Here is a 26,916-nt window from a genome sequence, read left to right on the forward strand (position 1 = left end):
CCCGCTTTGGGCCCGGGGTCGGGAGAAAAGAAGTGACCGGGCCCGCAGGCTGGCCCAAAAGCGGTCGTCCTTCGGCGACATTTGAATACAATGAAGATCGATCCTGACAGCATCTTTGCGGGTCGCGCCCACGGGGGCGAGATGCCTGTGCTGTCATCCTTCGTCAATCAAAGGAGAACGTGATGAAAAAGGTGTTAACCCTGCTGCTTCTTGGCTCCCTCGCCACCCCGGTCCTGGCCGACGAGTGCGCACTGGTGATCGAAGGCAATGACGCCATGCAGTACAACCAGACCGCGATGAGCGTGCCGGCCACCTGCAAGGAGGTGACGGTGACCCTCAATCACACGGGCAAGCTGCCGGTGGCCAACATGGGCCACAACTGGGTGCTGGCCAATACCGCCGACTATCAGGCCATCGCCACCGCCGGCATGAGCGCCGGGGTCGATCACGACTACCTGCCCAAGGATGACCCCAGGATCCTGGCCCACACCAAGCTGGTGGGGGGCGGCGAGAGCACCAGCGTCACCTTCAAGACCGACGGCCTTGCGGGCAAGGATCTCACCTTCTTCTGCTCCTTCCCGGGCCACTTCGCCCTGATGAAGGGCAGCTTCAAGGTGGGGTAGTGCCAAGGGTCGTGTCGCCGCCAGCACAAGCAAAAGCCGGGAGGGTCCCGGCTTTTTTGTCTTCGCTTGCGCTGCGTCGCGGTACTTTCATGATCTGGTCTGGGGTGGCAAGGGGATGAGCGGCGTACAATAGGCCGCAAATGGGCCAGTGGCCCGCCTACGCACCTTCGGAAGAGAGAGCATGAACGCAGTGAAATGGATGCTTGGCTGTTGCCTGATGCTGCTGTGTGCCATCGCGCTGGCCGCCGAGCCCCCGGTGAAGAAGAGCCGTAGCGGCATCTGTCACCCCAAGGGCGGCACCTACTACAGCCGCACCAGGCACTATACCCCCTATGACACCATGCAGGCCTGCCTCGACAGCGGGGGCCGTGCCCCCCGGCGTTAAACGGCGGCTTGCTTGGGCTGCAGGGTAAAGAAGGCGAGGGTGGTCTTCTTGCCGCACTCGAAGCGGATGCTCTCCTCCCCCTGCACCACCAGGGTCTCGCCCGGTGCGACCTGTTGCCCCTGCACGGTGAGCTGGCCCTCCAGCAGGTGGCAGAGGTAGCACTTGTCCGCCTCCAGGGTGAGGCTGAGGGGGAAGGGCAGGTTCAGCACCCGTACGTTGGCGCTGATGCGCGCCGGGTGGTAGATGAGCCCGAGATCCGTCACCTCTTTTTTCAGCAGCTCGCAGCGGGTCTCGTCATCCCCGCTGAAGTGGGCCGCCTCGAAGGTGGCGTAGGGGTGGCCGTTGAGCACGAAACCGGCACCGCTGACGGGCAGCAGGATGCGCTGGTAGCCGGGAAAGCGTGAGAAACTCCCTGCTTCCTTGATGGGGGCCGAGCTCAGCCGATAGTCAAAGTCGAGCTTGTCCAGGGTCGAACCAGGGGGGGATATCAGGATCTGGGCCGTGGTGCCCTGCCTGTTCTTCCAGGGCATTTTCAACTGGTCGGACTCTTTAATCAGGGTGATCACGATGGCGCCTCGGCGGGAAGGGGAGAGTGGGGCCAGTGATACCATCTCCGGGAGTGGCTCACAAGGCGCCGCCAGCACAGGCCGCGCTGGTTGGCCACAAATCAGGCAGCGGCCCCCCTGACGCTGACCCTAATCGGTCGACTCAAGCCCTTTTTCTATCTTGTCCAGCAGTTGCTGCAACTGCGCTATCTCCGCCGGCGTCAGCAGGGAACACAGCCGTTCGTCGAGCCGTGCGGCCTCCTGCTCCCCCTGGTTGACCCGCTCGCAGGCCAGCGGGGTCAAGGCCAGACAGATGCTGCGTCTGTCAGTGGGATGGGGCCGCTTCTCGATGAGCCCCTGTTTCTCCATCTCCTGCAGCAGGCGCGTCACCTGCGCCTTGTCGCGGCCCGACCGCTGCGCGATGAGCTGCGGCGTGGCGGGATCCAGCGCATTGATCAGTTGCAGCACCTTGTAATGGAGGGGGCTAAGGGCGATCTGCTGTGCCCGGAAATGCTGGGTCATGGCGATTTTGTACTGATCGAGGATCCGGAAGAGGCGGTTTGACAACTTCATGGTTGATAAAGTCAACTTAAAAGGGTTTAATTGATTTTATCAACCATATGGGCAAAAGCCCAGCCCGAGAGGAGATGAAAGATGCCACACACTTATCGTGTACAGGTCCAGGCGCTGGAGCGCGAGGTGCCCCCGTTGCAGTTCGACTGCCAGAATCACGACGACATCTTTGCCATCCTGGCGCTCAGCAAGGGGAAGCTGGCCATGTCGGAGCAGGAACATCAGGCGTTTATCGTCGGGTTGAAGCTGTTTGGCGAAGTCATGATGCAGCATCGCAAAGAGGAGCTGTTCAAGGAGTTTCTCCCCCATTTCAAGCAATTCATGGGGCGACTGAAACGCACCGCCAGGGGAGAGGAGGCCGTGGTCGCCCCTTCCGAGTGACCCTGCCCTGACCCCAGGGGCGAGTGGTCCCGCCAGCATGCCTGATGCAAAGGAAACCCCGAGGTTGTGATCCCGGTGCTGTCAAAGCGGCGAGGGCCCGCTACACTGGCAGCTCGTTTCACGGAGGACCCATGACCCACAAGATCATTCTGGATACCGATCCCGGCATCGACGATGCCATGGCCATTCTGTTTGCCGAGGCGCACCCTGCCATCGAATTGCTCGCCATCACCACTGTGTTTGGCAATGCCACCATCGAAAACGGCACCCGCAACGCCCTCTGGCTCAAGCAAAAATATGGCATGAAGGCGGACGTGGCCCGGGGCGCCGCCGCGCCGTTGCTGCGCGAGCCCGTGGGGCCGACGACAGTGGTGCACGGCCCGAGCGGCTTTGGCGACGTCCAGGCGGGGGAGGTGACCCTCATCCCGGATCCCCGCCCGGCCTGGCAATACATCGTCGAGACGGTGAAGGCCCACCCCGGCGAGATCACGCTAGTGACCATCGGGCCCCTCACCAACCTGGCGCTGGCGCTCGAGGCGGCCCCCGAGGTAGCCGCCCTGGTGAAAGAAGTGGTCGTGATGGGCGGTGCCTTTGGCGTCAACGGCCATCGCGGCAACGTGACCCCCTATGCCGAGGCCAATATCCACGACGATCCCGATGCGGCGGACCGGGTCTTCACCGCCCCCTGGCCCCTGGTGATCATCGGGCTCGACGTCACCCAGCAGAGCATCTTCACCGCCGACTATCTGGATGCCCTGCGGGACGATGCGGGGGAGCCGGGCCGCTTCCTGTGGGATGTCAGCCGCTTCTACCTGCGCTTCTATTCCGAGCGCATCGGCATGGCGGGGTGCCATGTGCACGATCCCTCCGCCATCGCCTATGTGATCGATCCTGCGCTGTTCACCCTGCGCAAGGGGCCGGTGCGGGTCATCACCGAGGGGCCCGCCATCGGCCATACCCTGCAAAAATTTGACGACACCCGCCATCCCCATGACGAGTGGGCCGACTGCCCGGCCCAGCAGGTCGGGATCGCGGTGCGGGATCAGGCCCTGCTCGCCCTCTATCGGGATACCCTGGTGGCCTGGGGCAAGGGGCGCCGATAAGGCCCGGCAGTGAGTGAAAGCGTGATGGCGGCCGGGTCATGGTGAGGCGCCCCCGGTTATACTGGCGAACATCGGGTTGACGGGAGGAAGACGCAATGGCCTGGTTGTCTCTGTTGGTGGCGATAGCCCTGATCGGGTGGTTGATGACGCTGGGGCGCGGCGCCCTGTTCGAGGTCCGGCTCGCGCCGGGCAAGGTGGTGGTGAAGCGGGGCTCGGTGCCGCCGCGCTTTGTGACCCAGGCGACCCAGATCCTGCACCATGAGCCGGTGCGCGGGCGCATCCTGGGCCTGCGGGACGGCAACGGGGTGAGGCTGGTCTTCTCCCGCTCCATCCCCGAGCCCGTGGCCCAGCGCCTGCGCAACATCTTCCCCTACGGGGATTACCGGGGGCTCCCCCCAAGCCCTGACGGGCGAAAATCACGCTGAGCGGTCGCCGTGGCGACCCTCATTTCCAGACGCCGGGCCCTGTGCCCGGCGTCTGCGTTTTCAGGGTTTCGCCAGGAGGCCCTGTTGCGGTCAGCGCGGCCCTTGCAGGGGCCTGATCGCCTCGACCAGAAAGTCGATGAAGGCGCGGGTCTGGGGTTTGAGGAAGCGGCCGCCACGAAACACCGCGTGGATCTCGTCCTGGCGATCCTCGTAGGGGGAGGCGAACCACTCTGGCAGCAGCGGCAGCAGGGTGCCCTCGTCGATGCTTTGCTGCACCATCCAGCTCGACAGCAGCAGCACGCCGCACCCCGCGAGGGCGGCGTAGAGCAGGGGCGTGCCCCCGACCGAGGCGAGGTTGCCATGCACCGCCACCTTCTCGCGCTCCGTGCCCTGCTGGAAGTACCAGTGCTGGCGCTGGCGCCCATGGCCGCGAATGAGGCAGTTGTGGTGGGCCAGCTCGGCGGGATGGGTGGGTTCGCCATGGCGGGCCAGATAGGCGGGGGAGGCGACCAGCAGCGAGCGGTTGGTGAGCAGATGGCGAGTGTGCAGGCTGCTGTCGGCGGGCTTGCCGATGCGCACCGCCACGTCCACGTTCTCGGCATCGAGATCCACCATGCGGTTGTCCAGCGCAACCTCCAGGCGTACCCCGGGGTAGCGGGCGAGGAAGTCGGGCAGGCGGGGAGAGAGCCAGGACGCGCCGAAGCTCTCGAACACCGAGACCCGCAGCGGCCCCTCTGGCGCCACCGAGAGGGGTTGCAGGGATTGCACCAGCTGATCCGCCTCCTCCAGCAGGGGCAGGGAGCGGGCGAGAAAATAGGCGCCCTGCTCGGTCAGCACCAGTTGGCGGGTGCTGCGCTTGAAGAGCGGGATCCCGAGCTGCTGCTCCAGGGCGTCGATGGCACGGGTCACGGAGGAGGGGGCCTGGTTGAGGGCGCGGGCGGCACGGGAGAAACTGCCCGATTCCACCACCTGGGCCAGGATGCGGATGCGATCCAGCATGGATTCACCTTTGCGATAAACGCAAAACTGTTGCAGGTTATGACGATATTCTAATCAACAATGAAAAAGTGAACAATCAGCTCACCGCCCCATCCGGGGTCCATCTCAGGAGTCTTGCCATGTCACACCGTATCCAGCTCGCCAACCAGGTGCCCGCCGCCGTCTCGGCCATGATGGGCCTTGAGTCCTACCTCGGGGGCACCGACATTCCCCTGTCGCTCAAAGAGCTCATCAAGTTGCGCGCCTCCATGATCAACGGCTGCGCCTACTGCATCGAGATGCACGCCGACGTGGCGATGAAGCACGGGGAGAGCGCCCAGCGTCTGCTGGCGCTGGCCGCCTGGCAGGAGTCGCCGCTGTTCGACGCCCGGGAGCGGGCGGTGCTGGCCCTGACCGACGAGGTGACCCTGATCGCCGACAAGGGGCTCACGGCGCAGACCTATGAGGCGGCGCTGGCCCAACTGGGGGAAACCCTGCTGGCCCAGTGTCTGGTGCAGGTGGCTACCATCAACGCCTGGAACCGGATCGCCGTGGCGACCCGGATGGAACACGATCACTCCTGACTCCTGACTCCGACTCCGAGGGAGGGAGAGAAAACGATTATCAACGGGCCCGCACAAGGGCCCGTTTTGTTACGAAGTGTGCCTTCTGGCGCCAGGGGTTGCGACCGTTGTCGGGGGGCGGGAAGTTAATCATACATTCGTTTGATTAATTATTTTTTTAATCTTCCCCGAAAAATACCCATCCAGATCAAGGTGTGGAAAAATGACCTGTGAGTCGAAAAGGGGCTGTATGGCTCTTTTTTGATCGCAATGGCGGGTTAAAAACAGACCAGATGGATCTTTTTGGTTAATTGGTGGTCACTTTTGGTGGCGCGAGAGATTAACGGAAGATGAATTGCCGCGGTGTAACTTGAATAAATTGGTCATTGTCAAGGGATTAACATCTGATACCGCTTTCCATCACCTTTTGAACATTTTTGGGATTAATTTTTCATGTTGTTCACATGCCGGTCTGATGCAATAAAATGCTGCATTTTTTTATACCAATAAGCCTTCAAAAGATGAGGACATTGCATGAGACTCTTTGATGTGAAGAGGGGCTTGGGCGCTTTGCTGCTGCTCGCGACCGCCAGCTTGCTGAGTGGCTGCGACATGGCACTGATGAGCCCCAAGGGGCAGGTCGGTATGGAGCAGAAGTCACTGATACTCACCGCACTCGGCTTGATGCTGATCGTAGTGGTGCCCGTGATTGTCATGGCGGTGGCGTTCGCCTACAAATACCGGGCGTCCAACACCAGTGCCACCTATGCGCCGGACTGGGCCCACTCCAACAAGATTGAGGCAGTCGTCTGGACTGTACCCGTCATCATCATCGTCATCCTGGCGGTGATCACCTGGAAAACTTCCCACTCCCTCGACCCCTACAAGCCGCTGGAATCGGACGTCAAACCGGTTCAGGTGGATGTCATTTCCCTGGACTGGAAGTGGTTGTTCGTCTATCCGGAGCTGGGCATTGCGTCGGTCAACGAGCTGGCCTTCCCGGTCAACACCCCGGTCAACTTCCGGGTGACCTCCGACACCGTGATGAACTCCTTCTTCATCCCGCAACTGGGCGGCCAGATCTACGCCATGGCCGGCATGCAGACCAAGCTGCACCTGATTGCCAACGAAGCGGGCGAGTACAAGGGCATCTCCGGCGGTTACAGCGGTGCCGGTTTCTCCGGCATGAAGTTCAAGGCCATCGCGACCCAGGACCAAGCCGGTTTCGACGCCTGGGTAGCCAAGGTGAAGGCCTCTTCCAAGGCCCTGAGCACCATGGATGAGTTCAATGCCCTGGCCAAGAAGAGCGAAAACCACCCGGTGGAGTACTTCGCCAGCGCCGATCCCAAGCTGTTCGTCAACATCATCAACAAGTTCATGGGCGGCATGTCCCATGGTGGTCACGCCACCCCGGCTGCGGGCTCTGCGGATCACGAGGGCATGAACCACGAGGCCATGAACCATGACGCCGCCCCGAAAGCGGGTGCCATGGACCACGAAGGGATGAACCATGAGGCCTCGCAAGAGGACGCCATGGAGAACCAGGCCATGAACCATGACGCCCATGCCGGACACATGGCCATGTCGGCCGACAAGAGTGTGAAAGCAGGATCCGAGGAATAATCGATGTTTGGAAAATTGACACTCGAGGCTATTCCGTACCATGAACCCATCATCATGGTCACGATAGCCGGTATCATTCTGGGGGGCCTGGCCATCGCCGGTCTCATCACTTACTACGGCAAGTGGCAATATCTGTGGAAAGAGTGGCTGACCTCGGTCGACCACAAACGCCTCGGTATCATGTATCTCATTCTGGGCATGGTCATGCTGCTGCGTGGCTTTGCCGACGCCGTGCTGATGCGTGGCCAGCAGGTCATCGCCTCCGGGGGTGGCGAAGGCTACCTGAATGCCCATCACTACGACCAGATTTTCACCGCCCACGGCGTCATCATGATCTTCTTCGTGGCCATGCCGCTGGTGATCGGTCTGATGAACATCGTGGTGCCGCTGCAAATCGGTGCCCGTGACGTGGCCTTCCCCTTCCTGAACAACCTGAGCTTCTGGTTCACCGCCGCGGCCGTGGTGCTGATCAACGTCTCCCTCGGGGTCGGTGAATTCGCCCAGACCGGCTGGCTGGCCTATCCGCCCTTGTCGGGGCTGGAGTTCAGTCCCGGGGTCGGGGTCGATTACTGGATATGGAGTCTGCAGATTTCGGGTCTGGGGACCCTGCTGACCGGCGTGAACTTCTTCGCCACCATCATCCGTATGCGTGCCCCTGGCATGACCATGATGCGCCTGCCGGTCTTCACCTGGACCGCCCTGTGTGCCAACATCCTGATCATTGCCTCCTTCCCGATCCTGACCGTCACCATCGCCCTGCTCACCGCAGACCGCTACCTGGGTACCCATTTCTTTACCAATGACATGGGTGGCAACATGATGATGTACATCAACCTGATCTGGGCCTGGGGTCACCCCGAGGTGTACATCCTGGTGCTGCCGGTGTTCGGGATCTTCTCCGAAGTGGTGGCGACCTTCTGCAAGAAGAAGCTGTTCGGTTACACCTCCCTGGTGTGGGCAACCGTGGCGATCACCGTGCTGTCGTTCATCGTCTGGCTGCACCACTTCTTCACCATGGGGTCCGGCGCCAACGTGAATGCCTTCTTCGGCATCACCACCATGATCATCTCCATCCCGACCGGGGTGAAGATCTTCAACTGGCTGTTCACCATGTACCGCGGTCGCATCGAGTTCACCTCGCCCATGCTGTGGACCGTCGGCTTCATCATCACCTTCACCGTGGGTGGCATGACCGGGGTACTGCTCTCCGTGCCGGCCGCCAACTTCGTGCTGCACAACAGCCTGTTCCTCATCGCCCACTTCCACAACGTCATCATCGGCGGCGTGGTGTTCGGCTGCTTCGCCGGTATCACCTACTGGTTCCCGAAAGCGTTCGGCTTCAAGCTGGATGACGTCTGGGGCAAGCGTGCCTTCTGGTGCTGGATCACCGGCTTCTTCGTGGCCTTCATGCCGCTCTACGTGCTGGGCTTCATGGGCATGACCCGTCGTGTCAGCCAGAACATCGATCCCGAGTTCCACGGCTGGCTGGTGGTCGCCGCCTGCGGCGCCGGTCTGATTGCCCTGGGCGTACTGTGCCAGGTCATCCAGATCGTGGTCAGCATCCGCGACCGCGAGAAGAACCGCGACCTGACCGGCGATCCCTGGGGTGGCCGTACCCTGGAGTGGGCGACGTCCTCTCCGCCGCCGTTCTACAACTTCGCCATCGAGCCGAAGGTCACCGGTCTGGACGCCTTCTGGGAAGCCAAGGCTGACGGCAGCGCTTACAAGAAGCCTGCCCAGTATGCCCCCATCCACATGCCGAAGAACTCCGGTGCCGGTGTCATCATCGCCGCCTTCAGCGTGGTGTTCGGCTTTGCCATGATCTGGCACATCTGGTGGATGGCCATCGCCGGCTTCATCGGCATGATCGCCACCTGGATCATCCACAGCTTCAACGACGATGTGGACTACTACGTACAGGTTGACGAGATCGAGCGCATCGAAGGTCAGCATTTCGACAACATCAACAAGGTGGCTTAATTCCATGGCGACTGACGTACTACATCACTCTCACGGTGCCCATGAGGATGGGCACCACGATGCCGGTGCCACCAAGGTATTCGGTTTCTGGATCTACCTGATGAGTGACTGCATCCTGTTCGCGACCCTGTTCGCGACCTATGCGGTCCTGGTCAACGGCACTGCCGGCGGCCCCACCGGCAAGGACATCTTCGAACTGCCGTTCGTGTTCGCCGAAACCATGCTGCTGCTGCTGAGCTCCATCACCTTCGGGTTCGGCATGCTGGCCATGAACAAGAACAAGGTCGCGGCGGTCAACACCTGGCTGTTCGTCACCTTCCTGCTGGGTGCCGGCTTCATCGCGATGGAAATCTATGAGTTCCATCACCTGATCGTGCACGAGGCGGGCCCGGATCGCAGCGGCTTCCTCTCTGCCTTCTTCACCCTGGTGGGGACCCATGGTATCCACGTGACCAGCGGCCTGGTCTGGATCATCGTGATGATGGTGTCGATCACCAAGAAGGGGCTGACCGAGCGCAACCGCACTCGCCTGATGTGCCTGAGCCTGTTCTGGCACTTCCTCGACGTGGTATGGATCTGCGTCTTCACCGTGGTCTATCTGATGGGGGTCATGTAAATGAGTCATTCCGTTGACAATCACGGCGCCAGCCACGGCAGCGTCAAGTCCTACATGATCGGTTTCGTGCTGTCACTCATCCTGACCGCCGTGCCGTTCTGGATGGTGATGGACGGCTCCGCCTCCCACGCCGTGGTGCTCGGCACCGTGGTGGCCATGGCGGTGGTGCAGATCTTCGTACACCTGGTCTACTTCCTGCACATGAACACCTCCTCCGAGGAGCGCTGGAACCTGGTGGCACTGGTCTTTACCGTGCTCATCATCGCCATCGTGGTCGTGGGTTCCCTGTGGATCATGTACAACCTCAACATCAACATGATGGTTCACTGAGCGGGTTGATGATGATGAAGCAATACCTGCAAGTGACCAAGCCGGGCATCATCTTCGGCAACCTCATCTCGGTTATCGGGGGATTCCTGCTGGCCTCGAAGGGGAGCCTGGATGTGCCCCTGTTCATCCTGACCATGGTGGGGGTGTCACTGGTGGTGGCCTCCGGTTGCGTGTTCAACAACTACATCGACCGGGACATCGACTGCATCATGGAGCGCACCAAGAACCGCGCCCTGGTGCGGGGGCTCATCGCCCCCGGTGTCTCCCTCTGGTATGCGACGGCGCTGGGCGTTGCGGGCATTGCACTGCTCTACTTTGCGGCCAATCCGTTGGCCGCCTTGCTGGCGGTGCTGGGCTTCCTGGTTTATGTGGGGGTCTACAGCCTCTACATGAAGCGCCACTCGGTCTATGGCACCCTGGTCGGCAGCCTCTCCGGCGCCGCGCCACCGGTCATCGGCTACTGCGCGGTGAGCGGGCAGTTCGACTCGGGGGCCCTGATCCTGCTGGCGATCTTCAGCCTGTGGCAGATGCCGCACTCCTATGCGATCGCCATCTTCCGCTTCAAGGACTACCAGGCCGCCAACATCCCGGTGTTGCCGGTGGTGAAGGGGATCCCGGTGGCCAAGCTCCACATCACCCTCTACATCCTGGCGTTCATGGTGCCGACCCTGATGCTGTTCCTCGGCGGCTACGCCGGGTACAAGTATCTGGTGGTGGCCACCGCGGTGAGCGTCTGGTGGCTGGGGATGGCGCTGTCGGGCTACAAGGCGGCGGTGGACGACTCCCTCTGGGCGCGCAAGCTGTTCATGTTCTCCATCGTCACCATTACTTGCCTGAGCGTGATGATGTCGGTGGACTTCCAGCCGGACGCAGCGCCGGTGCTGGTGAGCATGCTGCCCTGATAGTGTGAACTGCACCCCTGAAATGCATGAAATCCAGAGCCGGGAATCTTCCCGGCTCTGCTATTATGGGCGCCGCCCTGCGAGGGGCATCACCGATTTTTCGGGGTGGCCGTGCGCCTGTCACCCCTTTCTTTCTCTCTTCTTTTTGACTCATCGAGGCCCTCATGAATGATTTCACCATGACGAGGGGCGAGCGACGCGCGACCTGGGCGCTCGGCTCCGTCTTCTCGCTGCGCATGCTCGGCATGTTTATGGTGCTGCCGGTGCTGACCACCTACGGCATGTCCCTGGCGGGCGCCTCCGAGGCGCTCATCGGGCTTGCCATCGGCATCTACGGCATGACCCAGGCCCTGTTCCAGATCCCCTTCGGCCTGCTCTCCGACAAGGTGGGGCGCAAGCCCCTCATCGTTGGCGGCCTGCTGATGTTTGCCCTTGGCAGCGTCATCGCCGCCCTGAGCGACGCCATCTGGGGGGTCATCGTCGGGCGCGCCCTGCAAGGGAGCGGCGCCATCTCCGCCGCCGTCATGGCGCTCCTGTCGGATCTCACCCGGGAGCAGAATCGCACCAAGGCCATGGCCTTCATCGGGGTGAGCTTTGGCATCACCTTCGCCATCGCCATGGTGACCGGCCCCCTCATCACCCATGCCCTGGGCTTGTCCGGCCTCTTCTGGCTCATCGCCCTGCTGGCCCTGGCCGCCATCGCCATGGTGCTCTGGGTGGTGCCGACCCCGGCGGCCCACCTGCAAAATCGCGAGTCCGCCATGGTGCGAGGCAGCTTTCGTACCGTGCTCACCAACCCTCGCCTGCTCAAGCTCAACCTCGGCATCCTCTGCGTCCACACCCTGCTGATGTCGAGCTTCGTGGCCCTGCCGCCCCTGCTGGAGCGTGCCGGGCTGCCCCGTGACAGCCAGTGGCAGGCCTATCTGGTTACCATGATGATCGCCTTCGTGAGCGTGGTGCCCTTCATCATCTATGCCGAGAAGCACCGCCAGATGAAGCGGGTCTTCATCGGGTGCGTGGTGGTGATGCTGGCCGCCGAGCTGGTGCTCTGGCAGAGCGGCCAGCAGCTGTGGGGTCTGCTCGCCGGGTTGCAGCTCTTCTTCATCGGCTTCAACGTGATGGAGGCACTGCTGCCGTCTCTCATCAGCAAGGAGTCCCCGCCGGGCTACAAGGGCACAGCCATGGGGGTCTACTCCACCAGTCAGTTCCTCGGGGTTGCCATCGGCGGCAGTCTCGGCGGCCTGCTCTACAGCCTGGGGGGCGGCCCCCTGGTGTTTGGCGGTTGTGCCGCCCTGGCCCTTGCCTGGCTCGGGGTGAGCCTCACCATGGCCGAGCCCCCCTATGTGAGCAGCCTGCGCATCGTGCTGCCGGAAGGGGTCGAGGCCACCCCGGCCCTGGAGCAGCGGATCCGCGCCTGCGAGGGGGTGAGCGACGTGCTGCTGGTGCGCGAGGAGCACTCTCTCTACGTGAAGGTGGACAGCAAGCGCCTGACCCGCAGCGATCTGGAGCGGCTGGTCTCTTTGTGATGGCTGGCTGCGCGGGGCGGCGCAGAGCGCGGGCTGATGGGCGGCTGCTATGCTGAGATCCTCACTCACAGGAGGAACCTCTGATGTCATACGTGGACGGATTCGTGCTCGCCGTGCCGACGGCCAACAAGCAGGCCCTGATCGATCATGCGGGGCAGTTTGACCCCATCTTCCTCGAATACGGCGCCACCCGGGTGCTGGAGTGCTGGGGGGACGATGTGCCCCACGGCAAGCAGACCGACTTTTACCGGGCGGTGGCGGCCAGGGAGGATGAAACCGTGGTCTTCTCTTGGGTGGAGTGGCCGAGCAAGGCGGTGCGGGACGACGCCATGGGCAAGATGATGCAGGACCCCAGGATGGACCCCGCCAATCCCCTGCACCAGACCATGCCGTTTGACGGCGCCCGCATGATCTTCGGAGGCTTCACCACCGTGCTGGAGCTCAAGGGCCGATAGCAACACCCAGGCCCGTCAGATGATGAAAAAGCCCGCCAGCCGGCGGGCTTTTTGCTGGGCGGTATCTCATGGTCGCTCTCCATGAGGGATGTTCAGCCCGGGCGCCAGAAGGGCTTGTCCCCGAGAATGGTGGCCCTGTGCATCACCCGGCGGGCCGGCAGGTAGTCGGCATTGGCATAGTGCTGGGTCACCCTGTTGTCCCAGATGGCGATGTCGTTCTCCTGCCAGCGCCAGCGCACCTGGAACTCGGGGCGGGTGATGTGCTCGAACAGAAAGCCGAGCAGGGCCTCGCTCTCTTTGGGGGGCAGCCCGGGCAGCCGGGTGGTGAACCCCTCGTTGACGAACAGGGCCTGACGGCCGCTCACCGGATGGGTGCGGATCACCGGGTGGCGCAGGGGCGGGTGACGGGCCACGGCCGCCTGCCAGCGCTGGCGCGCCTCCTCGCTGTCATCATGGCGATGGGCCGGGAAGGACTTGGTGAAGTCATGCTCGGCTTCCAGCCCTGCCAGCAGGGTTTGCAGGGGCGGGGAGAGGGCCGCCAGCGCCGCGATGCCGCTGGCCCAGAGGGTGTCCCCCCCGGTGGGGGGCAACTGCTTGGCCGCCAGAATGGCCAGTGCCGGGGGCGTCTCGATAAAGGTCACGTCGGTGTGCCAGTTGTCGTTGTCCGGCGGATTGTCATCGTGGGTATCGAGCACGATGATCTCCTCGGCCTCCTCCGTGTGGGGGTAGACGGGGTGGATGTGCAGATCCCCGAAGCGGTTCGCCAGCGCCCGCTGGGCTCGCGGGGTGATGGGCTGGTTGCGAAAGAACAGCACCTGGTATTTGAGCAGGGCGCGATGGAGCTGCTCGAACTGCCCCTGGCTCAGGGGCTCGGCCAGATTGACGCCGGCGATGACGGCGCCGATGTGGGGGCCGAGGGGGGTAATGGTCAACTTGTCGGTCATGGTCTTGCTCCATGTCTGGGGGCGTGAAGGCCCGATACCAATAGGAAAGGGGGGCGAAGGAAAGAGGTCAGCCTGTGGCTCATTGTCCTTCTCCATGCCAGGGGGTGAGCCTGCGCTGCAGGGCGCGCAGTCCCAGTTCCAGTACGAAGGCGATCAGGGCGATCACCAGGATGCCCGCCAGCACCACGTCGGTGGCGAGAAACTCGCCGGCGGATTGCACCATGAAGCCCACCCCCCGGGTGGCGGCGATAAGCTCGGCCGCCACCAGGGTGGACCAGCCCACCCCGAGCCCGATGCGCAGCCCGGTCAGGATGTCCGGCAGGGCCCCTGGCAGGATCACGTGCCAGAGCACCTGGGACCGGGATGCGCCCAGCGCCTGGGCTGCCCGCACTCGCACCGCGTTGGCGCTCTGCACCCCCGCCAGGGTCGCCAGGGCCACGGGCGCGAAGATGGCCAGATAGATGAGCAGTACCTTCGATGTTTCACCGATGCCAAACCAGATCACCATGAGTGGCAGGTAGGCGAGCGGCGGCACCGGGCGGTAGAGCTCGATGAGGGGATCCAGCACGCCGCGCACCGTGGGGGAGAGCCCCATGGCGATGCCCACCGTGATGCCAAAGAACGCCGCGGCAGCGAGCGCCACCAGGATGCGCCCCAGGCTGGCCCCCAGGTGTTGCCACAGGGTGGCATCCATAAAGCCCTGGGGCCCGGCGATGGTGATGAGCTGTGCCAGCACCCGCTGTGGGGGCGGCAGGAACAGGGGATCGACCCAGCCGAAGTGGGCCACCAGCCACCACAGGGCCAGCAGCACGATCAGGGTGGCGAGGCTCAGGGTCAGACGGCGGGGCAGGGGCCAGCCCGCTGCCCGTGTGTGGGTGACATCCCGTTGCCGGGCGAGGGCGAGAGTCATGCAAAGGCCTCCCGCTCTGCGAACACCCGTTCCAGCACGTATTCACGGCGCTCGATGAAGGCCGGATCGGACTTGATGCTGCGGCAGGGCTCCCCGGCGGCGAAGCGGCGACCGAAATCCAGGGTCAGCCGCTCCGTCACCCGCCCGGGGGAGGGGGAGAGCAGCACCAGATCGGTGGCCATGAAGATGGCCTCCTCGATGTCGTGGGTGATGAGCAGCACCTGACGCCGGTGCTCGTGCCACAGGCGCAGCAGCAGAGTCTGCATCTGCTCCCGGGTGAAGGCGTCCAGGGCGCCGAAGGGCTCGTCCAGCAGGAGCAGGCGGGGCTGGGTGGCCAGGGCCCGGGCGATGCCGACCCGCTGGCGCTGGCCGCCGGAGAGCTGCCAGATGGCGCGATCGCCGGCCCCCTCCAGCCCCACCTGACGCAGCAGTGCCTGGGCCTGTTCGGTGCGTTCGGCACTGGGCACACCCGCCAGCTGCAGGCCGAGTGCCACGTTGTCTCGCACGTTTCGCCAGGGCAGCAGCCCCTCGCTCTGGAACACCACGCCGCGCTCGGCGCCGGGGCCGGTGACCGGCTTGCCCTCAAGGCTTATCTGGCCGTGGTGGCAAGGCTCGAAGCCCGCCACCAGGTTGAGGAGGGTCGTCTTGCCCGAGCCCGAGGGCCCCAGCACCACCATCAGCTCCCCCTCGGACAGGGAGAGGTTGATGTTGTCGAGCACCCGCCTGCCGGCGTACTCGGCGCACACATGAGAGAGCTGCAGCATGGTCGTCTCCTTGGATTTACTGGGCCACGGCTTTCACGAAGCGATCGGTCACGAACTGGCGGTAGTCCGAGGCGGCGTTCGCGACCTTGCCCTGGCTCTCGAGGAAGCGGGCGGTGTCGATGATGGTCTGGTTGACGAGGCGCCCGAGCTCGGCGCTCTGGGCCTTCGCATCGAGGTAGGTGTTGCCCTTCACCAGAGCGGGAACGTCCGCCTCGGGAACGCCGTTCAGCTTGGCCAGCTTGGCGAGATTGTCCGGCTTGGTGAGCCAGCCGTCGGGGTTGGCCAGGTAGTCACGCTGGGCGGCCAGGGTGCTGTTCACGAAGGCCTGCACCACTTCGGGGTGGGCCTTGGCAAAGTCCTTGCGCACCACCCAGACGTCCAGGGTCGGCGCCCCCCAGTCACCCACCTGGGCGGAGTCGGTCAGCACCTTGCCCTCCTTGGTGAGCTGGTTGAGGGCGGGGGCCCAGACATAGGCGCCGTCGATGTCGCCCCGCTGCCAAGCGGCGATGATGGCCGGTGGTTGCAGGTTGACGATCTGCAGCGTCGCGGGGTCGACGTTCCAGTGCTTGAGGGCCGCCAGCAGGCTGTAGTGGGTGGTGGAGGTATAGGGCACGGCGATGCGCTTGCCCGCGAGATCCTCGGGTTTCGCGAGCCCCTGCTTCACCACCAGGGCCTCGGACTCCCCGAGCTTGGAGGCGAGCAGGAACACCTCGATGGGCAGGTTCTGGCTCGCCGCCACTGCCAGGGGGCTGGAGCCGATGTTGCCTATCTGCACGTCGCCGGAGGCGAGCGCCCGTACCACGCTGGCGCCGCTGTCAAACTTGCGCCAATCCACGGTGGCGCCGCTCTCCCTGGCGAAGCTGTTGTCGGCCTGGGCCACCTTGGCGGGTTCGGCGGAGGTCTGGTAGGCCACGGTGACGTCGAGGGCCTGGGCGGACTGGCCGAGCAGCATGGAGGCCGCGAGCCACAGAGAGATGCCTTTTGCTGTCATGATGCACTTCCTTGTTGGGGGTGTTGGAAGCCACATCTTTATCTGAACATCCCCGAGGGCGAAGGAACGAGAAGGGTGCTCTCATGCCGTTTGGTTCTTAGAAAAAGAACGGTAAATCAATGATCTGATTGAGATATGCCAGAAAGTGGATAGCTTGCTCACCCGCCGTCTATCGGGTGGCTGACGCAAGGGGCCAAGGGCCGGCCCCCAGGGGCCGGCAGGTGCGTGCGGGGGTAGGCCAACAGGGAGGGCAGAGGGGGACAGTGACTGGCAGGGGGAAGAGAGGAAAAGGCCCCGCCAGGGTGGCGGGGCCGGGGGATCAGCGCTCAACCAGCGGGGCCGAGCGGTAGCTCCACAGGCCATAGGTGCGCAGGGCGTCCCGGTAGATGCCAAGCAGCTCCTCCGGGCTCGTCTTGGCCAGGGCCGAGAGGGGCTTGTCCGGGTAGGCGACGCTGTCGATGCGGATGTTCGCCGGGCCGCTCTGCCAGCAGGCGATTTCCAGCAGGGTCTGGCCCCGGCGCACATGGCTCGCCGAGCTCACCAGGGTGGCGAACTCAATCTCGTGGCGGGCGAGGGCATAGCCGCTGTAGAGGGCGTTCTCCACCGTGCTGGTGGCGTGGTTCTCCTCGATGATGCGGGAGCGGTCGATGCCCTTTTTCGCCAGCCAGTCCGCCATCAGCTTGCCCTCGGTCTGGCGGTTCTGGGGCACGCCGCCGGTGAGGATGACGAGGGCCGCCGGATCGGCCTGGGCCAGGGCGCGGGTGGTCTCGAGGCGTCCCAGCAGGATGTCGTGCATGGAGCCATCGGGATTGAGGGCATAGCCCAGGGTGACGATGGCGCGGCGCCCCTTCTTCTCGCCCCGTCCCTGACGCTCCTTGAGGGGGGTGGCGACCACCCTGTCCACGGTGGCGAACAGTCGCTGCAAGTCGGCGGCGCGACCGGCATTGAGCTCGCCGACCCGCTTGAGGTAGCCATCGGATTTGGCCTGGTTGCCCTTGAAGCGCTGCCAGGTGGCCAGATAGGTGTTGATGTCCAGATCGTCCGGGGCGGCGGTGAGGGCCTGCTCGAACAGGGCGATGGCCCTGTCCACGTTGCCGTTGTAGATCTGGGCGTTGGCCGCCGAGATGAGCAGATCGGTGCGATAGGGCTCGAGCTGGTGGGCCTCCAGCAGCAGGGTGGTCACCTGCTCCATGTTGCTCGGCATTTTGGCGGTGAAGCCCGCATCGGAGACCCGGGCGGGGGAGTGGAAGATGCGGGCGGCGTCTGCCAGCAGTTGATCCACCACCTGGCGCTTGCTGATGAACTGCTCGTAATTCTGCTCCTTTTGCAGGGAGCGCACCGGGGCGGCCCAGGCATCGGATGAGACAAAGAGCGGCAGCGTCAGCAGGCTGGTGAGGGTCAGGGCAATCGCGGTTTTCTTCATCATGGGGCTCCCTCTGGGGTGCGGGGCGCGATGTCGTGGCTCGTCCCCTGAATGCTTTTCCAATAAAAACAGATGCTTGGTTTGCTGCTTACTCTACTCCCTTCCCGATGAAAAAAACGTGAACCGTTCCGGTTATCCCGATGCCCCCCTCAGCGCAGCCCCAGACGTTCCTGCAGGAAGGCCAGCCAGGCCTCCACCTTGGCGGGCAGGTGGCGGCGCTTGGGATAGACGCACCAGATGCCGTGCTCGGGCAGGGCATGGTCTGGCAGGACGGGCACCAGCCGCCCGATGGCGAGATCCCGCGCCACGATGAAGTCCGGCATGTTGCCGATGCCAAGCCCCGCCAGCAGCGCGGTGTGGATGGCATCGCTGTTGTTGACCTCGAAATTGCCCCGCGGGGTGATGGCCACCTCTCCTTCGGGCCCGTGCAGCCGCCACTGGGTGCCGCCGCGAAACAGGGAGTAGAAGAGGCAGTTGTGGCGCTCGAGATCCGCCGGGGTGCGGGGCGTGCCGGCCTGCGCCAGGTAGGCGGGGGCGGCGCACAGGGTGCTGAGACAGGGGGCGAGGCGGCGGGCGACCAGGCTCGAATCCTCCAGCTCGCCGATGCGCACCGCCACGTCGAACCCCTCGGCCACCAGATCCTGCCGGGCGTCGCTCATCTCCAGCTGCAACTGCACCTCGGGGTGGAGGGCGAGAAACTCGGGGACAAGGGGGGCGATGTGACGCCGGCCATAGACCATGGGCACCGTCACCCGCAGCAGGCCGCGGGGGGCCGATTGCAGGGCGCCGATGGCATCTTCCCCGTCGCTGGCCAGGCGCACTGCATGGCGCACCGTCTCGAAGTAGCGCTCCCCCGCCTCGGTCAGGGTGAGGGAGCGGGTGGTGCGATAGAGGAGCTGGCAGCCGAGGGCCTGCTCGAGCTGGCTCACCTTCTTGCTCAGCACCGACTTGCTGAGACCGAGCTGACGGGCGGCGCCGGAGAAGGTGCCCGACTCCACCACGGCGACGAAGGCCGGGAGCAGGGCGAAGGCTTCCTGGTTCATGTTGTTCTCAATATGGAAACAATGTTGTTCCAAGAGGGTAGATTATCCCCAAATCAAAAACAATTTACCCTGCTCGTCAGTTCAACCAAGGAGCAACCCCATGATCCCCCCGCTTGTTGACCGCCGCCCCGCCCTCGGCCAGACACTTGGCCAGACCCTGGGCGCCCTGGCCGCCTTCGCCGCCGGCCTGCTGCTGGCGCTGATGATCGCCCAGAACGGCGCCCTGTCCCGCGCCACCGACCCCTGGCTCGCGAGCTGGCTGGCCCACGGGGTCGGCAGCCTGGTGGCCGGGCTCCTGTGGTGGCTCTCCCCAAGGCCCCCGACGCCGGAGGCGGCCCGGCCCTGGGCCTGGCTCGGCGGTCTGCCGGGGGCGCTCACCGTGGTGCTGGCGGCCCTCTGCCTCAACTCGCCCCTCGGCATGGCGGGCACCCTGGCCCTGCTGCTGCTCGGCCAGCTGCTGTTTGGTGCCCTGTGCGATGGCCTCGGCTGGCTCGGACTGGCTCGCCGCCGCCCCTCGGGAAAGGACGCGCTCGCCACCCTGCTGGTGATGGCCGGCGCCCTGCTCATCGTGCTGCATTAGGAGAGACACCATGACCTTATTGATCCTGCTGGGACTGCTGAACGGCGTGGCGGTGAGCCTGTCGCGCACCCTCAATGGCCGCCTCGCCAGCGCCCGGGGCGCCATGACGGCGTCCCTTGCCAACCACCTGCTCGGCTTCGGGCTGCTCGGCGTCTTGCTCATCCTCAAAGGGGCACCCTGGGAGCGGCTCGCCGGGCTCGATCCCTGGCTGCTGCTCGGCGGCGTGCTGGGGGCGCTGTTCGTCGCCATCAGCAGTTGGGCCATAGGCCGGGTCGGCGCCCTGGCCTGCGCCCTGCTCATCGTCACGGGCCAGCTGGCGGGGGGCGCACTGCTCGATGCCCTGGCCGGACGGCTGGCCGCGAACGATTTGCTCGGCATCCTGCTGGTGCTGGCGGGCGCCGCGCTGCAACGCTGGCAGGCCGGCAAGCCACGCTCCTGAAAAGCAGAACACCGGCGCTTGGCCGGTGTTCTGAAATAACAGGGTCGCGCCCCTGCAGGGGCGTCGCGGTCATACGCAGCTTAGGCGTAGAAGGCCTCGACGGTGCCCTTGACGGTGATCAGCATGGGGTTGCCATAGCGATCCTTGGCCTTGGGGGAGGGGATCTTCACCCAACCTTCGCTGATGCAGTATTCCTCGACATTGGTGCGCTCCTTGCCGTTCACGCGAATGCCGATCTCGTGCTGGAAGCACTCTGCCACATGGTGCGGGCTGCGCGGGTTGGCCGCCAGACGGTCGGGCAGGGCCGGTTTGTTGTCGCTCATTTTATTTACCTGAGTGTGATAAAAAGTGGGTCATTGTAGGCAATGCCCGTCATGGGCTCAAGGTTGGCAGCGTGTCATGCCGTGCACTTGTTTACTTCATGACAGGTAATTCGAGCTGCCCCCTTCCTTCAAGCTGGAGGCATACCTAGCCGCTCGAAGTGAGGCGCAGGGGGCGGTAATGGTGGGATTGGAAAGGGTTGCCGGGTATATCGTGGCTGAGCAAAAAAATCAAAACTTGGACACCCATCTCTTGTGTTCTGGCTAGGTAACGTCTTGCTCAGCAAGATGGGGATCCTGATTTTTTTTGCTCGAGTACTTTTGGCATTTCCTTTTGCCAGTTAACGCTAAGCTCAGTCGCAGTTTTTAAGTTGATTTTTTGTGAAAACCTTTGTGTAGCAAAACCACAAAAAAGCGACTTACAATCTGTCGAGTGCGCGAAGCGCACGGTGCTGGAGCGCCTTGTTAACAGTGGGACTGAATAAGGTCATTGACACACGCTTTAAGTTTTGAGATTACTTCATTGATTTCAGACTCCAAGCCCTCTTCGTCGAAGTAGTCCTCAGTTTCAATTTTGTACTGCCAATCTCTACCTTGCTGAATGCACTGAATAGGGAACCCTAAAGGGTTTTGCTCGAGCCATTCTCTTTGTGCAAAAGCATCGCGATCATTACGATTTTTATCGTATGCCTCTATTTCGACTAAAAGCCCTTCCAAAATAGTTTTATCCGACATTACTCACTCGATGCTTTCGTACTGTTAACGCCGCATTAAGGTATGAGCAACACTACCACGAAACTAAACTATACCATCTTAAATACTAAACCCAACGATGGAATGAAAAATGCTAAGCGTTGGGGATCACTCTTAAATGCTTTTTTATATTTTTAGTATGTTGGATTTAACCCAATTAACTAAAGCGATACGGATATAAGTGTTGAAGTTAACATAATCCGCTGTTTTTTCTTTAAACGAAAAAGAGATTTCACGTTGCAAGTTAACATCAAATTCATCAAATGCAAATCTACCTCCATGAAAGTGACTTGAGCGAACAGTATAAAAATAATCTGTTAGACGTTTATCAAAATCATCACTTGAGTATGTTTGTAAAAATTCAGAGAAGCTTGATTTTTCAGTCTTAGCAAGCGCTTCTATGGCACAGACTTTATATGATTTATCTAAAGTCGGAGCACCAGAACCTAAAGTTAAAGAAATGTTGTACATTCTACAGCATGCATCGAAATATTTTCTTGCCTCATCATTCAAGTCAAATATACCTTTGAAGTATTTCCTTATATCACTTGGTATTTTTATTTCTTCATTCGGATAATGCGGCATAGGATCTATCGGAATATATTCAGGCTTTTTTTTGCTTTTTTGATTTATTTTCTTTATTTTATGAGTAGAGAACAACTCTTCTAAACGATCATTGTTCGAGATAGTATCGTAGATCTGTGAATCCATAAACTCAAAGCCGCCATCCGACTTTGGTATTGCAAATGCCATAGAGGTTTTTCCTGAATGAAATGAATCAACATGTTCCATATCCTCTATGGATTTAAGTCCGTAGTGATTATCCTTGACAATTAGATTTAACTCATAGTCTACAAAACCAGTTCGGTATCTATTTATATCAAATCCACCTTTACTATTTTTTGTTGTGAATATACGAAATTCTGATTTCACCATTTCAAAACCAACGTCCAATAAAACAGAAAGGTAGGCATTAACATCTGACGTAAAGTTATAAGCCAAGCTTCTTGCGTGTTCAATGTTCACAGCTGGTATCTCAATATCGTACATTACGACTTGTTCAGTTAGTGGTTCATCCTTACTTTTCCATACAAAAGGCTTTATTAAAAACCTAAACTCTCCATTTATTAAAGTCTCAGTTCTTATAGGGTGGGAGTTGAATATTCTATTGTAAGTTCTTATTGTATAAAGTTTTAGTTTTTCATTTATTTGACCACTCGAAATAATATCGACCAATTCTAGTACAAAATATTTCAAGTGAAATTCATTTATGTCCAATTCTGACTTTAACAGGACAGCCTCTATTGACATAGAATCATTATCTACAAACTTGAAATTAATTTCCAACTCTGCTGTGCCACTCAATATCTCATGTTCAACGGTAAAGCTTATGGTTCTATCTTTTCCTTTTGAACCGTCTCTCAAATTTGCATGTATAACTTTATGGCAGAACGTATCTATGCAAGCTTGAATTCTATTCAAGCTGTCGTCTTTTAACTTATACTTTCTATCATGAGTATATGAAATCATTTTTATCACCAAAACTGATTGAAATATAACGCCCTGTTAAGGTATGAGCAACGCTATACCGATTCCTCCGAAAAACACCTTAAACACAAAAACACAACGCATAGTAAAAATACCATGCGTTGCAAATCACTCTTAAACAGTTTGTTATACGTTAATTTTTCGATACATCTGACAATTGTTTTGTTAGAAACTCATTCTTCTCTTTGTAGAATGCAACCATTTCAGCTAGCCTTTTATTCTCTTCTTTTAGCTCCAATACTTGTTTTTGTAGTGAAAGCGTGGATTCTAGCTCATTCACTAACTTTTCAACTCGCTCAATCCTAACCAATTCGTCAGTTTGAGGCTTGATTTCTTTTTGCAAGATTAAAAATGAAGCTAAGAATGCAGTTGTTACTGCAACCATCACTGTTAACATCATTGTATATTTTTGAGTAAAGCTACTCTCCATTACCATCATTCCCACTTGTATTTGATTTTTTAGGCTCAAAAGCTTCAACAACAATTTTGATAGAGCCATATAGAGCAGTTAGAAAAAAAACGATTCCACCGACAAAAATGCTTCCAGAGTCAATCAAAGATGCTACCTCTGTACCTTGAATTTCTCTGGGTAAAGTAAATGCTAGAACGATCATTTTAATTGCAGCTATACTCGCTGCACAACCAAGCAAAAGCGGTACTATCATGTTCAAATCAAAGTTCCGCTTTCGCCAAATGATCCCGTAAATATATAGTATTAGCATCACAATACATAGCGCAGCAGTCGACTTAAGCCATATCTGATCGCTATTCATGTTTCAAAATCCTTAATCTCCTCTTATTGATTAGATACTTGGCGTATAACAGTGATTAGATAGAAGGCGGAACTAATCCGATAGCAAAGCCTTCCATATAACCCCGCTCTGCTCTGATAGTTGTCATGAAAAAAATCAAATTAAATCAAAACATTACCAGTCGGTCTCTTATAATTTAATGTATTACTTTGACCCCTATGTTTACTCTATCAGTCACCACTGTATAAAAAATAGTTTAGGGCTAGTCATGGACATCACCGCTAAACCTGACTGCGTGAACAGGTCAGGATAGCTATGCGTTTGCATCACTACAGCATCCGTACTGAATAGTCCTACTGGTACTAGATCCGCAATTTCATACGTTTTAATCAACAGTGACACCCGCAAGAACTCGGTGCCGTTGAGGTCAATGCTTTTATTACCTGGTTTGTTAGTTTTTTCCGGTAAGGCTACCGCCCCTGAGTTTCAGCTCCCAGACCGCTGCTTTTCACCTGCGAGATAGCAACAATCACTGTCATGGTGTTCTTCCGAGAGATGGATTGTCGTTTGCCATCTTAAGGGGCCGGACTGAGACATGGAAAGGGGGGGTTGATAGAAATTGGAGCTGGCTCAACGAATTAGTGAGCAACTGCCGTTTTAAGTGGGCTGTTGGGTTTGTAGAGAGTGCTGACATTCCCCTCACCCCGACCCTCTCCCAAGGGGAGAGGGAGCTTGTTTGCAGTTAGACGGGAGCTGTGGGTTGGCACTGTCTTGTCTTGATCCCCCTCCAAGCCGCCGAGTCGAGCTCAATGGGTCAGGGGTGCCGTCAGGGATGACGGCGCAGCCGCAGTTGGTACAGGGATGTACCATCTGCGGCGTTCCGTCCGACCCAGAGAGCGAGATGAGGGAATCCGCCGTAGGCGGGCGGCTTGGCGGGGGAGAAGACTTTTGGTGACTTTGGGTCTTTCCAAAGTCACTCGCCCTGGCCCGAAGGGCGGGCGAAACCCCGTCGAGGACGGAGTCCTCGCATCCTGCGTGGCAAAGCCACGCCATCAGGGGCATCCGCAGGATTGGGAGTTCGGATTAACTCCGCCCGGATCGCGAACGTCCGAATACGCGACCCTATGCGAACCTACGGGCACCTATCACATCGATAACCTTCGGGGAACCCTGGCTCCCCTCACCCTAGCCCTCTCCCAAGGGGAGAGGGGACAAAGACGTCGGGAGCGGCAGCAAGCAGAAAAGAGAAAGGGAGCCGGTCAGGCTCCCTTTGATGCGTTGATAGGGTGATACAACGATGGCCGCTATGCCGCTATGCCGCTATGCCGCTATGCCGCTATGCGTAAGGCGAATACGCAGCCGGATCACTCACGGCCAATGGCATTTGGCCAATGCCGTCCCTTATCGATTGGTGGCGGCCTTCATCCCTTCCACAAACTCTTTCAGACGGGTGAGCATATGCTCCGGGTTCTGGTGGTGGGTCTCGATGATCTTCACCACGGCGGAGCCGGAGATGGCACCGGCGGCGCCAGCCTTGATGGCATCGCGTACCTGGGCCGGTTCGCTGATGCCAAAACCGAGCAGGGCGGGTGGGGCGTTGAACTCGCGCAAGGTGTTGATGAGACCCTCCACCGGCATGCCGGCCTTGGTCTCGGCACCGGTGACGCCGGCGCGGCTCACCAGATAGGTGTAACCGGAGCCCAGCTCGGCAACAGCCTTGAGCGTCTCGGCATCGCCGTTGGGCGGGGCGATAAAGATGCTGTCGATGCCGAACTTGTCGGCGGCCGCCTTGTAGGGTTCGCACATCTGCACCGGCACGTCCGCCACCAGCACGGAGTCCACCCCTGCCTGCTGGCACTTCTCGTAGAAGCCGTCGATGTGGCGCACATAGACCAGGTTCGCGTAGACCAGGAGGCCAATGGGCAGCTGCGGGTACTTGGCGCGGATGCGGGCGAGCAGGCCGAAGCAGTCGTCCGGGGTGGTGTGGCTGGCAAAGGCACGCAGGGCGGCGCCCTGAATGGTGGGGCCGTCTGCCACCGGATCGGAGAAGGGAATGCCGAGTTCGAGGGCGTCGGCGCCCCCTTCGACCAGGGCATCGACGATGGCCAGGGACAATTCGGGGGTGGGGTCACCCAGCATCACGAAGGGCACGAAGGCGCCCTGATTGGCCTTGTCCAGACGGGAGAAGAGTTGTGCGTAACGGTTCATGACAAGGTTCCTTCTTTTTCAAAGATGTCGGCAACGGTGAAGATGTCTTTGTCGCCACGGCCGGAGAGGTTGACGATGAGCACCTGCTCTTTTTCCGGTTCACTGCGGGCCATCTTGAGGGCATGAGCCAGGGCGTGGGAGGACTCCAGCGCGGGTATGATGCCTTCGGATTTGGCCAGCTCCTGGAAGGCGTCCAGCGCCTCCTTGTCGGTCACCGAGGGGTACTCGGCGCGGCCGATGGCGGCCAGGTGGGCGTGCTGGGGGCCGACGGAGGGGAAGTCCAGCCCCGCCGAGACGGAGTAGGACTCCTGGATCTGGCCCTGGTTGTCCTGCATCAGGAAGGAGTGCATGCCAAAGAAGACCCCCTTGCTGCCGTGACCGAGCGGCGCCCCGTGCTCGCCGCTCTCGATGCCGTGACCACCCGGCTCGACCCCGATAAGGCGCACGGAAGGCTCATCGATAAAGTCCGCAAACATGCCGATGGCATTCGAGCCGCCGCCAACGCAGGCGATCACCGCATCCGGCAGGCGCTCCTCCTTCTCGAAGCACTGGGCTTTGGCCTCTTCCCCGATCATCTTCTGGAACTCCCGCACGATAGTGGGGAAGGGGTGGGGGCCGGCGGCGGTGCCGAGCAGGTAGTGGGCGGTTTCATAGTTGGCAGCCCAGTCCCGCAGAGCCTCATTGCAGGCATCTTTGAGGGTGCTGGAGCCGGAGTGCACCGGGATCACGGTGGCACCCATCAGCTTCATGCGAAACACGTTCGGCTTCTGGCGCTCGCAATCCTTGGCCCCCATGTAGACCCGGCACTTGAGGCCGAGCAGGGCGCAGGCCAGCGCAGTGGCCACACCGTGCTGACCGGCGCCGGTCTCGGCGATGATTTCGTGCTTGCCCATGCGCTTGGCAAGCAGGGCCTGACCCAGCACCTGGTTAGTCTTGTGGGCGCCGCCGTGCAGCAGATCTTCACGCTTGAGGTAGAGGCGGGTTTTGGTGCCCCTGGTCAAATTGCGGGTGAGGGTGAGCGGGGTCGGGCGACCGGCGTACTCGGTCAGGAGCGCCTGAAACTCGGCGACGAAAGCCGGATCATCCTTGGCATCGACGAAGGCCTTCTCCAGCTGGAGCAGGGCGGGGATGAGGATCTGGGGCACATACATACCACCAAATTCACCGAAAAACGGATTGAGCAGGGTCATGGTTATCTTCCTTTACATTCTGCAATTGAGATCAGGTATGAGC

At 60.4% G+C, this 26,916-nt stretch carries 31 protein-coding genes; 15 read left to right on the top strand and 16 right to left on the bottom strand.

All coding sequences use genetic code 11. The features are described from left to right. The first annotated feature begins 182 nt into the window (after positions 1–182). Entirely contained in the window at positions 183–623 is a 441-nt protein-coding gene (azu, locus tag ACB037_RS06025; RefSeq protein WP_041213229.1) for an azurin, read from the top strand. Positions 624–804: 181 nt separating this feature from the next. Further along, on the top strand, positions 805–1,008 hold the full coding sequence (locus tag ACB037_RS06030; RefSeq protein WP_039039209.1) for a hypothetical protein: 204 nt from the start codon (positions 805–807) through the stop codon (positions 1,006–1,008). Here ACB037_RS06030 and ACB037_RS06035 read toward each other — a convergent pair. Continuing rightward, positions 1,005–1,574, bottom strand: coding sequence for a HutD family protein (locus ACB037_RS06035; RefSeq protein ID WP_029314060.1), 570 nt, complete (start codon positions 1,572–1,574; stop codon positions 1,005–1,007). The two genes, ACB037_RS06030 and ACB037_RS06035, sit on opposite strands and share 4 nt — an antisense overlap. A 129-nt stretch (positions 1,575–1,703) precedes the next feature. After that, complete coding sequence (locus ACB037_RS06040; RefSeq protein ID WP_371175035.1) at positions 1,704–2,126, bottom strand: MarR family winged helix-turn-helix transcriptional regulator; 423 nt, start codon at positions 2,124–2,126, stop codon at positions 1,704–1,706. An 81-nt stretch (positions 2,127–2,207) separates the two neighbouring features. On the opposite strand from ACB037_RS06040, the gene ACB037_RS06045 reads away from it, so the two are divergent. The 3 genes from ACB037_RS06045 to ACB037_RS06055 all read left to right on the top strand — a co-directional run bounded on the left by ACB037_RS06045 (position 2,208) and on the right by ACB037_RS06055 (position 4,035). Next, positions 2,208–2,507: a DUF3861 domain-containing protein gene (locus ACB037_RS06045; RefSeq protein ID WP_371175036.1), complete on the top strand. Its 300-nt coding sequence runs from the start codon at positions 2,208–2,210 to the stop codon at positions 2,505–2,507. A 131-nt stretch (positions 2,508–2,638) separates the two neighbouring features. Next, positions 2,639–3,610, top strand: coding sequence for a nucleoside hydrolase (locus ACB037_RS06050; protein WP_239053847.1), 972 nt, complete (start codon positions 2,639–2,641; stop codon positions 3,608–3,610). A gap of 95 nt (positions 3,611–3,705) precedes the next feature. Then, complete coding sequence (locus ACB037_RS06055) at positions 3,706–4,035, top strand: DUF3634 family protein (RefSeq protein WP_010673678.1); 330 nt, start codon at positions 3,706–3,708, stop codon at positions 4,033–4,035. 90 nt (positions 4,036–4,125) lie between these two features. Here the strand turns inward: ACB037_RS06055 and ACB037_RS06060 are convergent, their stop codons facing one another. Continuing rightward, entirely contained in the window at positions 4,126–5,034 is a 909-nt protein-coding gene (locus tag ACB037_RS06060) for a LysR family transcriptional regulator (protein WP_371175037.1), read from the bottom strand. 119 nt (positions 5,035–5,153) lie between these two features. Between ACB037_RS06060 and ACB037_RS06065 the strand changes: the two genes are divergently transcribed. The 8 genes from ACB037_RS06065 to ACB037_RS06100 all read left to right on the top strand — a co-directional run bounded on the left by ACB037_RS06065 (position 5,154) and on the right by ACB037_RS06100 (position 13,008). Next, a complete protein-coding gene (locus ACB037_RS06065) occupies positions 5,154–5,597 on the top strand; it encodes a carboxymuconolactone decarboxylase family protein (RefSeq protein WP_371175038.1) in 444 nt (147 codons plus the stop codon). 513 nt (positions 5,598–6,110) lie between these two features. Continuing rightward, entirely contained in the window at positions 6,111–7,199 is a 1,089-nt protein-coding gene (gene cyoA / locus ACB037_RS06070; protein ID WP_080767819.1) for a cytochrome o ubiquinol oxidase subunit II, read from the top strand. Between the two features lie 3 nt (positions 7,200–7,202). Continuing rightward, positions 7,203–9,179: a cytochrome o ubiquinol oxidase subunit I gene (cyoB, locus tag ACB037_RS06075; protein WP_041211612.1), complete on the top strand. Its 1,977-nt coding sequence runs from the start codon at positions 7,203–7,205 to the stop codon at positions 9,177–9,179. Then, a complete protein-coding gene (locus tag ACB037_RS06080) occupies positions 9,100–9,795 on the top strand; it encodes a cytochrome o ubiquinol oxidase subunit III (protein ID WP_080560441.1) in 696 nt (231 codons plus the stop codon). The genes cyoB and ACB037_RS06080 overlap by 80 nt, the downstream gene beginning before the upstream one ends. Then, positions 9,796–10,125, top strand: a complete 330-nt coding sequence (locus tag ACB037_RS06085; RefSeq protein WP_010673684.1) for a cytochrome o ubiquinol oxidase subunit IV — start codon at positions 9,796–9,798, stop codon at positions 10,123–10,125. It abuts the gene before it with no gap. Positions 10,126–10,133: 8 nt separating this feature from the next. Continuing rightward, positions 10,134–11,027: a heme o synthase gene (gene cyoE / locus ACB037_RS06090; RefSeq protein ID WP_010673685.1), complete on the top strand. Its 894-nt coding sequence runs from the start codon at positions 10,134–10,136 to the stop codon at positions 11,025–11,027. 164 nt (positions 11,028–11,191) lie between these two features. Further along, entirely contained in the window at positions 11,192–12,553 is a 1,362-nt protein-coding gene (locus tag ACB037_RS06095; protein WP_048208024.1) for an MFS transporter, read from the top strand. A gap of 83 nt (positions 12,554–12,636) precedes the next feature. Further along, positions 12,637–13,008, top strand: a complete 372-nt coding sequence (locus tag ACB037_RS06100; protein ID WP_371175039.1) for a DUF1428 domain-containing protein — start codon at positions 12,637–12,639, stop codon at positions 13,006–13,008. 92 nt (positions 13,009–13,100) lie between these two features. Here the strand turns inward: ACB037_RS06100 and tauD are convergent, their stop codons facing one another. The 6 genes from tauD to ACB037_RS06130 form a co-directional block, all read right to left on the bottom strand. Beyond that, positions 13,101–13,952, bottom strand: coding sequence for a taurine dioxygenase (gene tauD / locus ACB037_RS06105; protein ID WP_043155533.1), 852 nt, complete (start codon positions 13,950–13,952; stop codon positions 13,101–13,103). Positions 13,953–14,031: 79 nt separating this feature from the next. Further along, the gene (tauC, locus tag ACB037_RS06110) at positions 14,032–14,862 is read right to left on the bottom strand and encodes a taurine ABC transporter permease TauC (protein WP_371175040.1); all 831 of its coding nucleotides are present in this window, start codon (positions 14,860–14,862) and stop codon (positions 14,032–14,034) included. After that, complete coding sequence (gene tauB / locus ACB037_RS06115; protein ID WP_113978026.1) at positions 14,859–15,626, bottom strand: taurine ABC transporter ATP-binding subunit; 768 nt, start codon at positions 15,624–15,626, stop codon at positions 14,859–14,861. The genes tauC and tauB overlap by 4 nt, the downstream gene beginning before the upstream one ends. A gap of 16 nt (positions 15,627–15,642) precedes the next feature. Beyond that, positions 15,643–16,617: a taurine ABC transporter substrate-binding protein gene (gene tauA, locus ACB037_RS06120; RefSeq protein WP_371175041.1), complete on the bottom strand. Its 975-nt coding sequence runs from the start codon at positions 16,615–16,617 to the stop codon at positions 15,643–15,645. A 319-nt stretch (positions 16,618–16,936) separates the two neighbouring features. Continuing rightward, positions 16,937–18,040: an ElyC/SanA/YdcF family protein gene (locus ACB037_RS06125; RefSeq protein ID WP_371175117.1), complete on the bottom strand. Its 1,104-nt coding sequence runs from the start codon at positions 18,038–18,040 to the stop codon at positions 16,937–16,939. A gap of 149 nt (positions 18,041–18,189) precedes the next feature. Continuing rightward, positions 18,190–19,083: a LysR family transcriptional regulator gene (locus ACB037_RS06130; RefSeq protein ID WP_010673689.1), complete on the bottom strand. Its 894-nt coding sequence runs from the start codon at positions 19,081–19,083 to the stop codon at positions 18,190–18,192. A gap of 100 nt (positions 19,084–19,183) precedes the next feature. Between ACB037_RS06130 and ACB037_RS06135 the strand changes: the two genes are divergently transcribed. Both ACB037_RS06135 and ACB037_RS06140 read left to right on the top strand, forming a co-directional pair. Next, positions 19,184–19,663, top strand: a complete 480-nt coding sequence (locus tag ACB037_RS06135) for a DMT family transporter (RefSeq protein ID WP_371175042.1) — start codon at positions 19,184–19,186, stop codon at positions 19,661–19,663. Positions 19,664–19,673: 10 nt separating this feature from the next. After that, positions 19,674–20,102 carry a DMT family transporter gene (locus ACB037_RS06140; RefSeq protein WP_371175043.1) on the top strand — a complete coding sequence of 143 codons (429 nt, stop codon included), beginning with the start codon at positions 19,674–19,676 and terminating at the stop codon, positions 20,100–20,102. An 80-nt stretch (positions 20,103–20,182) separates the two neighbouring features. Here the strand turns inward: ACB037_RS06140 and ACB037_RS06145 are convergent, their stop codons facing one another. The 7 genes from ACB037_RS06145 to trpB form a co-directional block, all read right to left on the bottom strand. Further along, positions 20,183–20,425, bottom strand: a complete 243-nt coding sequence (locus tag ACB037_RS06145; protein ID WP_005302916.1) for a DUF3297 family protein — start codon at positions 20,423–20,425, stop codon at positions 20,183–20,185. 462 nt (positions 20,426–20,887) lie between these two features. After that, on the bottom strand, positions 20,888–21,157 hold the full coding sequence (locus tag ACB037_RS06150) for a hypothetical protein (protein WP_371175044.1): 270 nt from the start codon (positions 21,155–21,157) through the stop codon (positions 20,888–20,890). Positions 21,158–21,301: 144 nt separating this feature from the next. Beyond that, positions 21,302–22,657 carry a hypothetical protein gene (locus ACB037_RS06155; RefSeq protein ID WP_371175045.1) on the bottom strand — a complete coding sequence of 452 codons (1,356 nt, stop codon included), beginning with the start codon at positions 22,655–22,657 and terminating at the stop codon, positions 21,302–21,304. A gap of 199 nt (positions 22,658–22,856) precedes the next feature. Next, entirely contained in the window at positions 22,857–23,153 is a 297-nt protein-coding gene (locus ACB037_RS06160) for a hypothetical protein (RefSeq protein WP_371175046.1), read from the bottom strand. Beyond that, positions 23,143–23,496 carry a hypothetical protein gene (locus ACB037_RS06165; RefSeq protein ID WP_371175047.1) on the bottom strand — a complete coding sequence of 118 codons (354 nt, stop codon included), beginning with the start codon at positions 23,494–23,496 and terminating at the stop codon, positions 23,143–23,145. Before ACB037_RS06165 ends, ACB037_RS06160 begins: the two co-directional genes overlap by 11 nt. Before the next feature lie 1,380 nt (positions 23,497–24,876). Then, positions 24,877–25,683: a tryptophan synthase subunit alpha gene (gene trpA / locus ACB037_RS06170; RefSeq protein ID WP_039039197.1), complete on the bottom strand. Its 807-nt coding sequence runs from the start codon at positions 25,681–25,683 to the stop codon at positions 24,877–24,879. After that, positions 25,680–26,873, bottom strand: coding sequence for a tryptophan synthase subunit beta (gene trpB, locus ACB037_RS06175; RefSeq protein WP_202042250.1), 1,194 nt, complete (start codon positions 26,871–26,873; stop codon positions 25,680–25,682). Before trpB ends, trpA begins: the two co-directional genes overlap by 4 nt. Positions 26,874–26,916: the final 43 nt, after the last annotated feature.

Source organism: Aeromonas sp. S19(2024), assembly GCF_041402625.1.
GTDB classification, from domain to species: domain Bacteria; phylum Pseudomonadota; class Gammaproteobacteria; order Enterobacterales; family Aeromonadaceae; genus Aeromonas; species Aeromonas caviae.

Bases quoted from the DNA above. Each gene is read 5' to 3' on its own strand.
- ACB037_RS06150 (WP_371175044.1), bottom strand. From the start codon at position 21,157: ATGTCGGATAAAACTATTTTGGAAGGGCTTTTAGTCGAAATAGAGGCA.
- ACB037_RS06065 (WP_371175038.1), top strand. From the start codon at position 5,154: ATGTCACACCGTATCCAGCTCGCCAACCAGGTGCCCGCCGCCGTCTCG.
- ACB037_RS06140 (WP_371175043.1), top strand. From the start codon at position 19,674: ATGACCTTATTGATCCTGCTGGGACTGCTGAACGGCGTGGCGGTGAGC.
- ACB037_RS06080 (WP_080560441.1), top strand. From the start codon at position 9,100: ATGTGGACTACTACGTACAGGTTGACGAGATCGAGCGCATCGAAGGTC.
- ACB037_RS06160 (WP_371175046.1), bottom strand. From the start codon at position 23,153: ATGGAGAGTAGCTTTACTCAAAAATATACAATGATGTTAACAGTGATG.
- ACB037_RS06030 (WP_039039209.1), top strand. From the start codon at position 805: ATGAACGCAGTGAAATGGATGCTTGGCTGTTGCCTGATGCTGCTGTGT.
- ACB037_RS06165 (WP_371175047.1), bottom strand. From the start codon at position 23,496: ATGAATAGCGATCAGATATGGCTTAAGTCGACTGCTGCGCTATGTATT.
- ACB037_RS06045 (WP_371175036.1), top strand. From the start codon at position 2,208: ATGCCACACACTTATCGTGTACAGGTCCAGGCGCTGGAGCGCGAGGTG.
- tauA (WP_371175041.1), bottom strand. From the start codon at position 16,617: ATGACAGCAAAAGGCATCTCTCTGTGGCTCGCGGCCTCCATGCTGCTC.
- tauC (WP_371175040.1), bottom strand. From the start codon at position 14,862: ATGACTCTCGCCCTCGCCCGGCAACGGGATGTCACCCACACACGGGCA.
- ACB037_RS06095 (WP_048208024.1), top strand. From the start codon at position 11,192: ATGAATGATTTCACCATGACGAGGGGCGAGCGACGCGCGACCTGGGCG.
- ACB037_RS06130 (WP_010673689.1), bottom strand. From the start codon at position 19,083: ATGAACCAGGAAGCCTTCGCCCTGCTCCCGGCCTTCGTCGCCGTGGTG.
- ACB037_RS06125 (WP_371175117.1), bottom strand. From the start codon at position 18,040: ATGAAGAAAACCGCGATTGCCCTGACCCTCACCAGCCTGCTGACGCTG.
- ACB037_RS06055 (WP_010673678.1), top strand. From the start codon at position 3,706: ATGGCCTGGTTGTCTCTGTTGGTGGCGATAGCCCTGATCGGGTGGTTG.
- azu (WP_041213229.1), top strand. From the start codon at position 183: ATGAAAAAGGTGTTAACCCTGCTGCTTCTTGGCTCCCTCGCCACCCCG.
- trpB (WP_202042250.1), bottom strand. From the start codon at position 26,873: ATGACCCTGCTCAATCCGTTTTTCGGTGAATTTGGTGGTATGTATGTG.
- tauB (WP_113978026.1), bottom strand. From the start codon at position 15,626: ATGCTGCAGCTCTCTCATGTGTGCGCCGAGTACGCCGGCAGGCGGGTG.
- cyoE (WP_010673685.1), top strand. From the start codon at position 10,134: ATGATGATGAAGCAATACCTGCAAGTGACCAAGCCGGGCATCATCTTC.
- ACB037_RS06145 (WP_005302916.1), bottom strand. From the start codon at position 20,425: ATGAGCGACAACAAACCGGCCCTGCCCGACCGTCTGGCGGCCAACCCG.
- ACB037_RS06040 (WP_371175035.1), bottom strand. From the start codon at position 2,126: ATGAAGTTGTCAAACCGCCTCTTCCGGATCCTCGATCAGTACAAAATC.
- cyoB (WP_041211612.1), top strand. From the start codon at position 7,203: ATGTTTGGAAAATTGACACTCGAGGCTATTCCGTACCATGAACCCATC.
- ACB037_RS06100 (WP_371175039.1), top strand. From the start codon at position 12,637: ATGTCATACGTGGACGGATTCGTGCTCGCCGTGCCGACGGCCAACAAG.
- ACB037_RS06050 (WP_239053847.1), top strand. From the start codon at position 2,639: ATGACCCACAAGATCATTCTGGATACCGATCCCGGCATCGACGATGCC.
- ACB037_RS06060 (WP_371175037.1), bottom strand. From the start codon at position 5,034: ATGCTGGATCGCATCCGCATCCTGGCCCAGGTGGTGGAATCGGGCAGT.
- trpA (WP_039039197.1), bottom strand. From the start codon at position 25,683: ATGAACCGTTACGCACAACTCTTCTCCCGTCTGGACAAGGCCAATCAG.
- tauD (WP_043155533.1), bottom strand. From the start codon at position 13,952: ATGACCGACAAGTTGACCATTACCCCCCTCGGCCCCCACATCGGCGCC.
- cyoA (WP_080767819.1), top strand. From the start codon at position 6,111: ATGAGACTCTTTGATGTGAAGAGGGGCTTGGGCGCTTTGCTGCTGCTC.
- ACB037_RS06135 (WP_371175042.1), top strand. From the start codon at position 19,184: ATGATCCCCCCGCTTGTTGACCGCCGCCCCGCCCTCGGCCAGACACTT.
- ACB037_RS06085 (WP_010673684.1), top strand. From the start codon at position 9,796: ATGAGTCATTCCGTTGACAATCACGGCGCCAGCCACGGCAGCGTCAAG.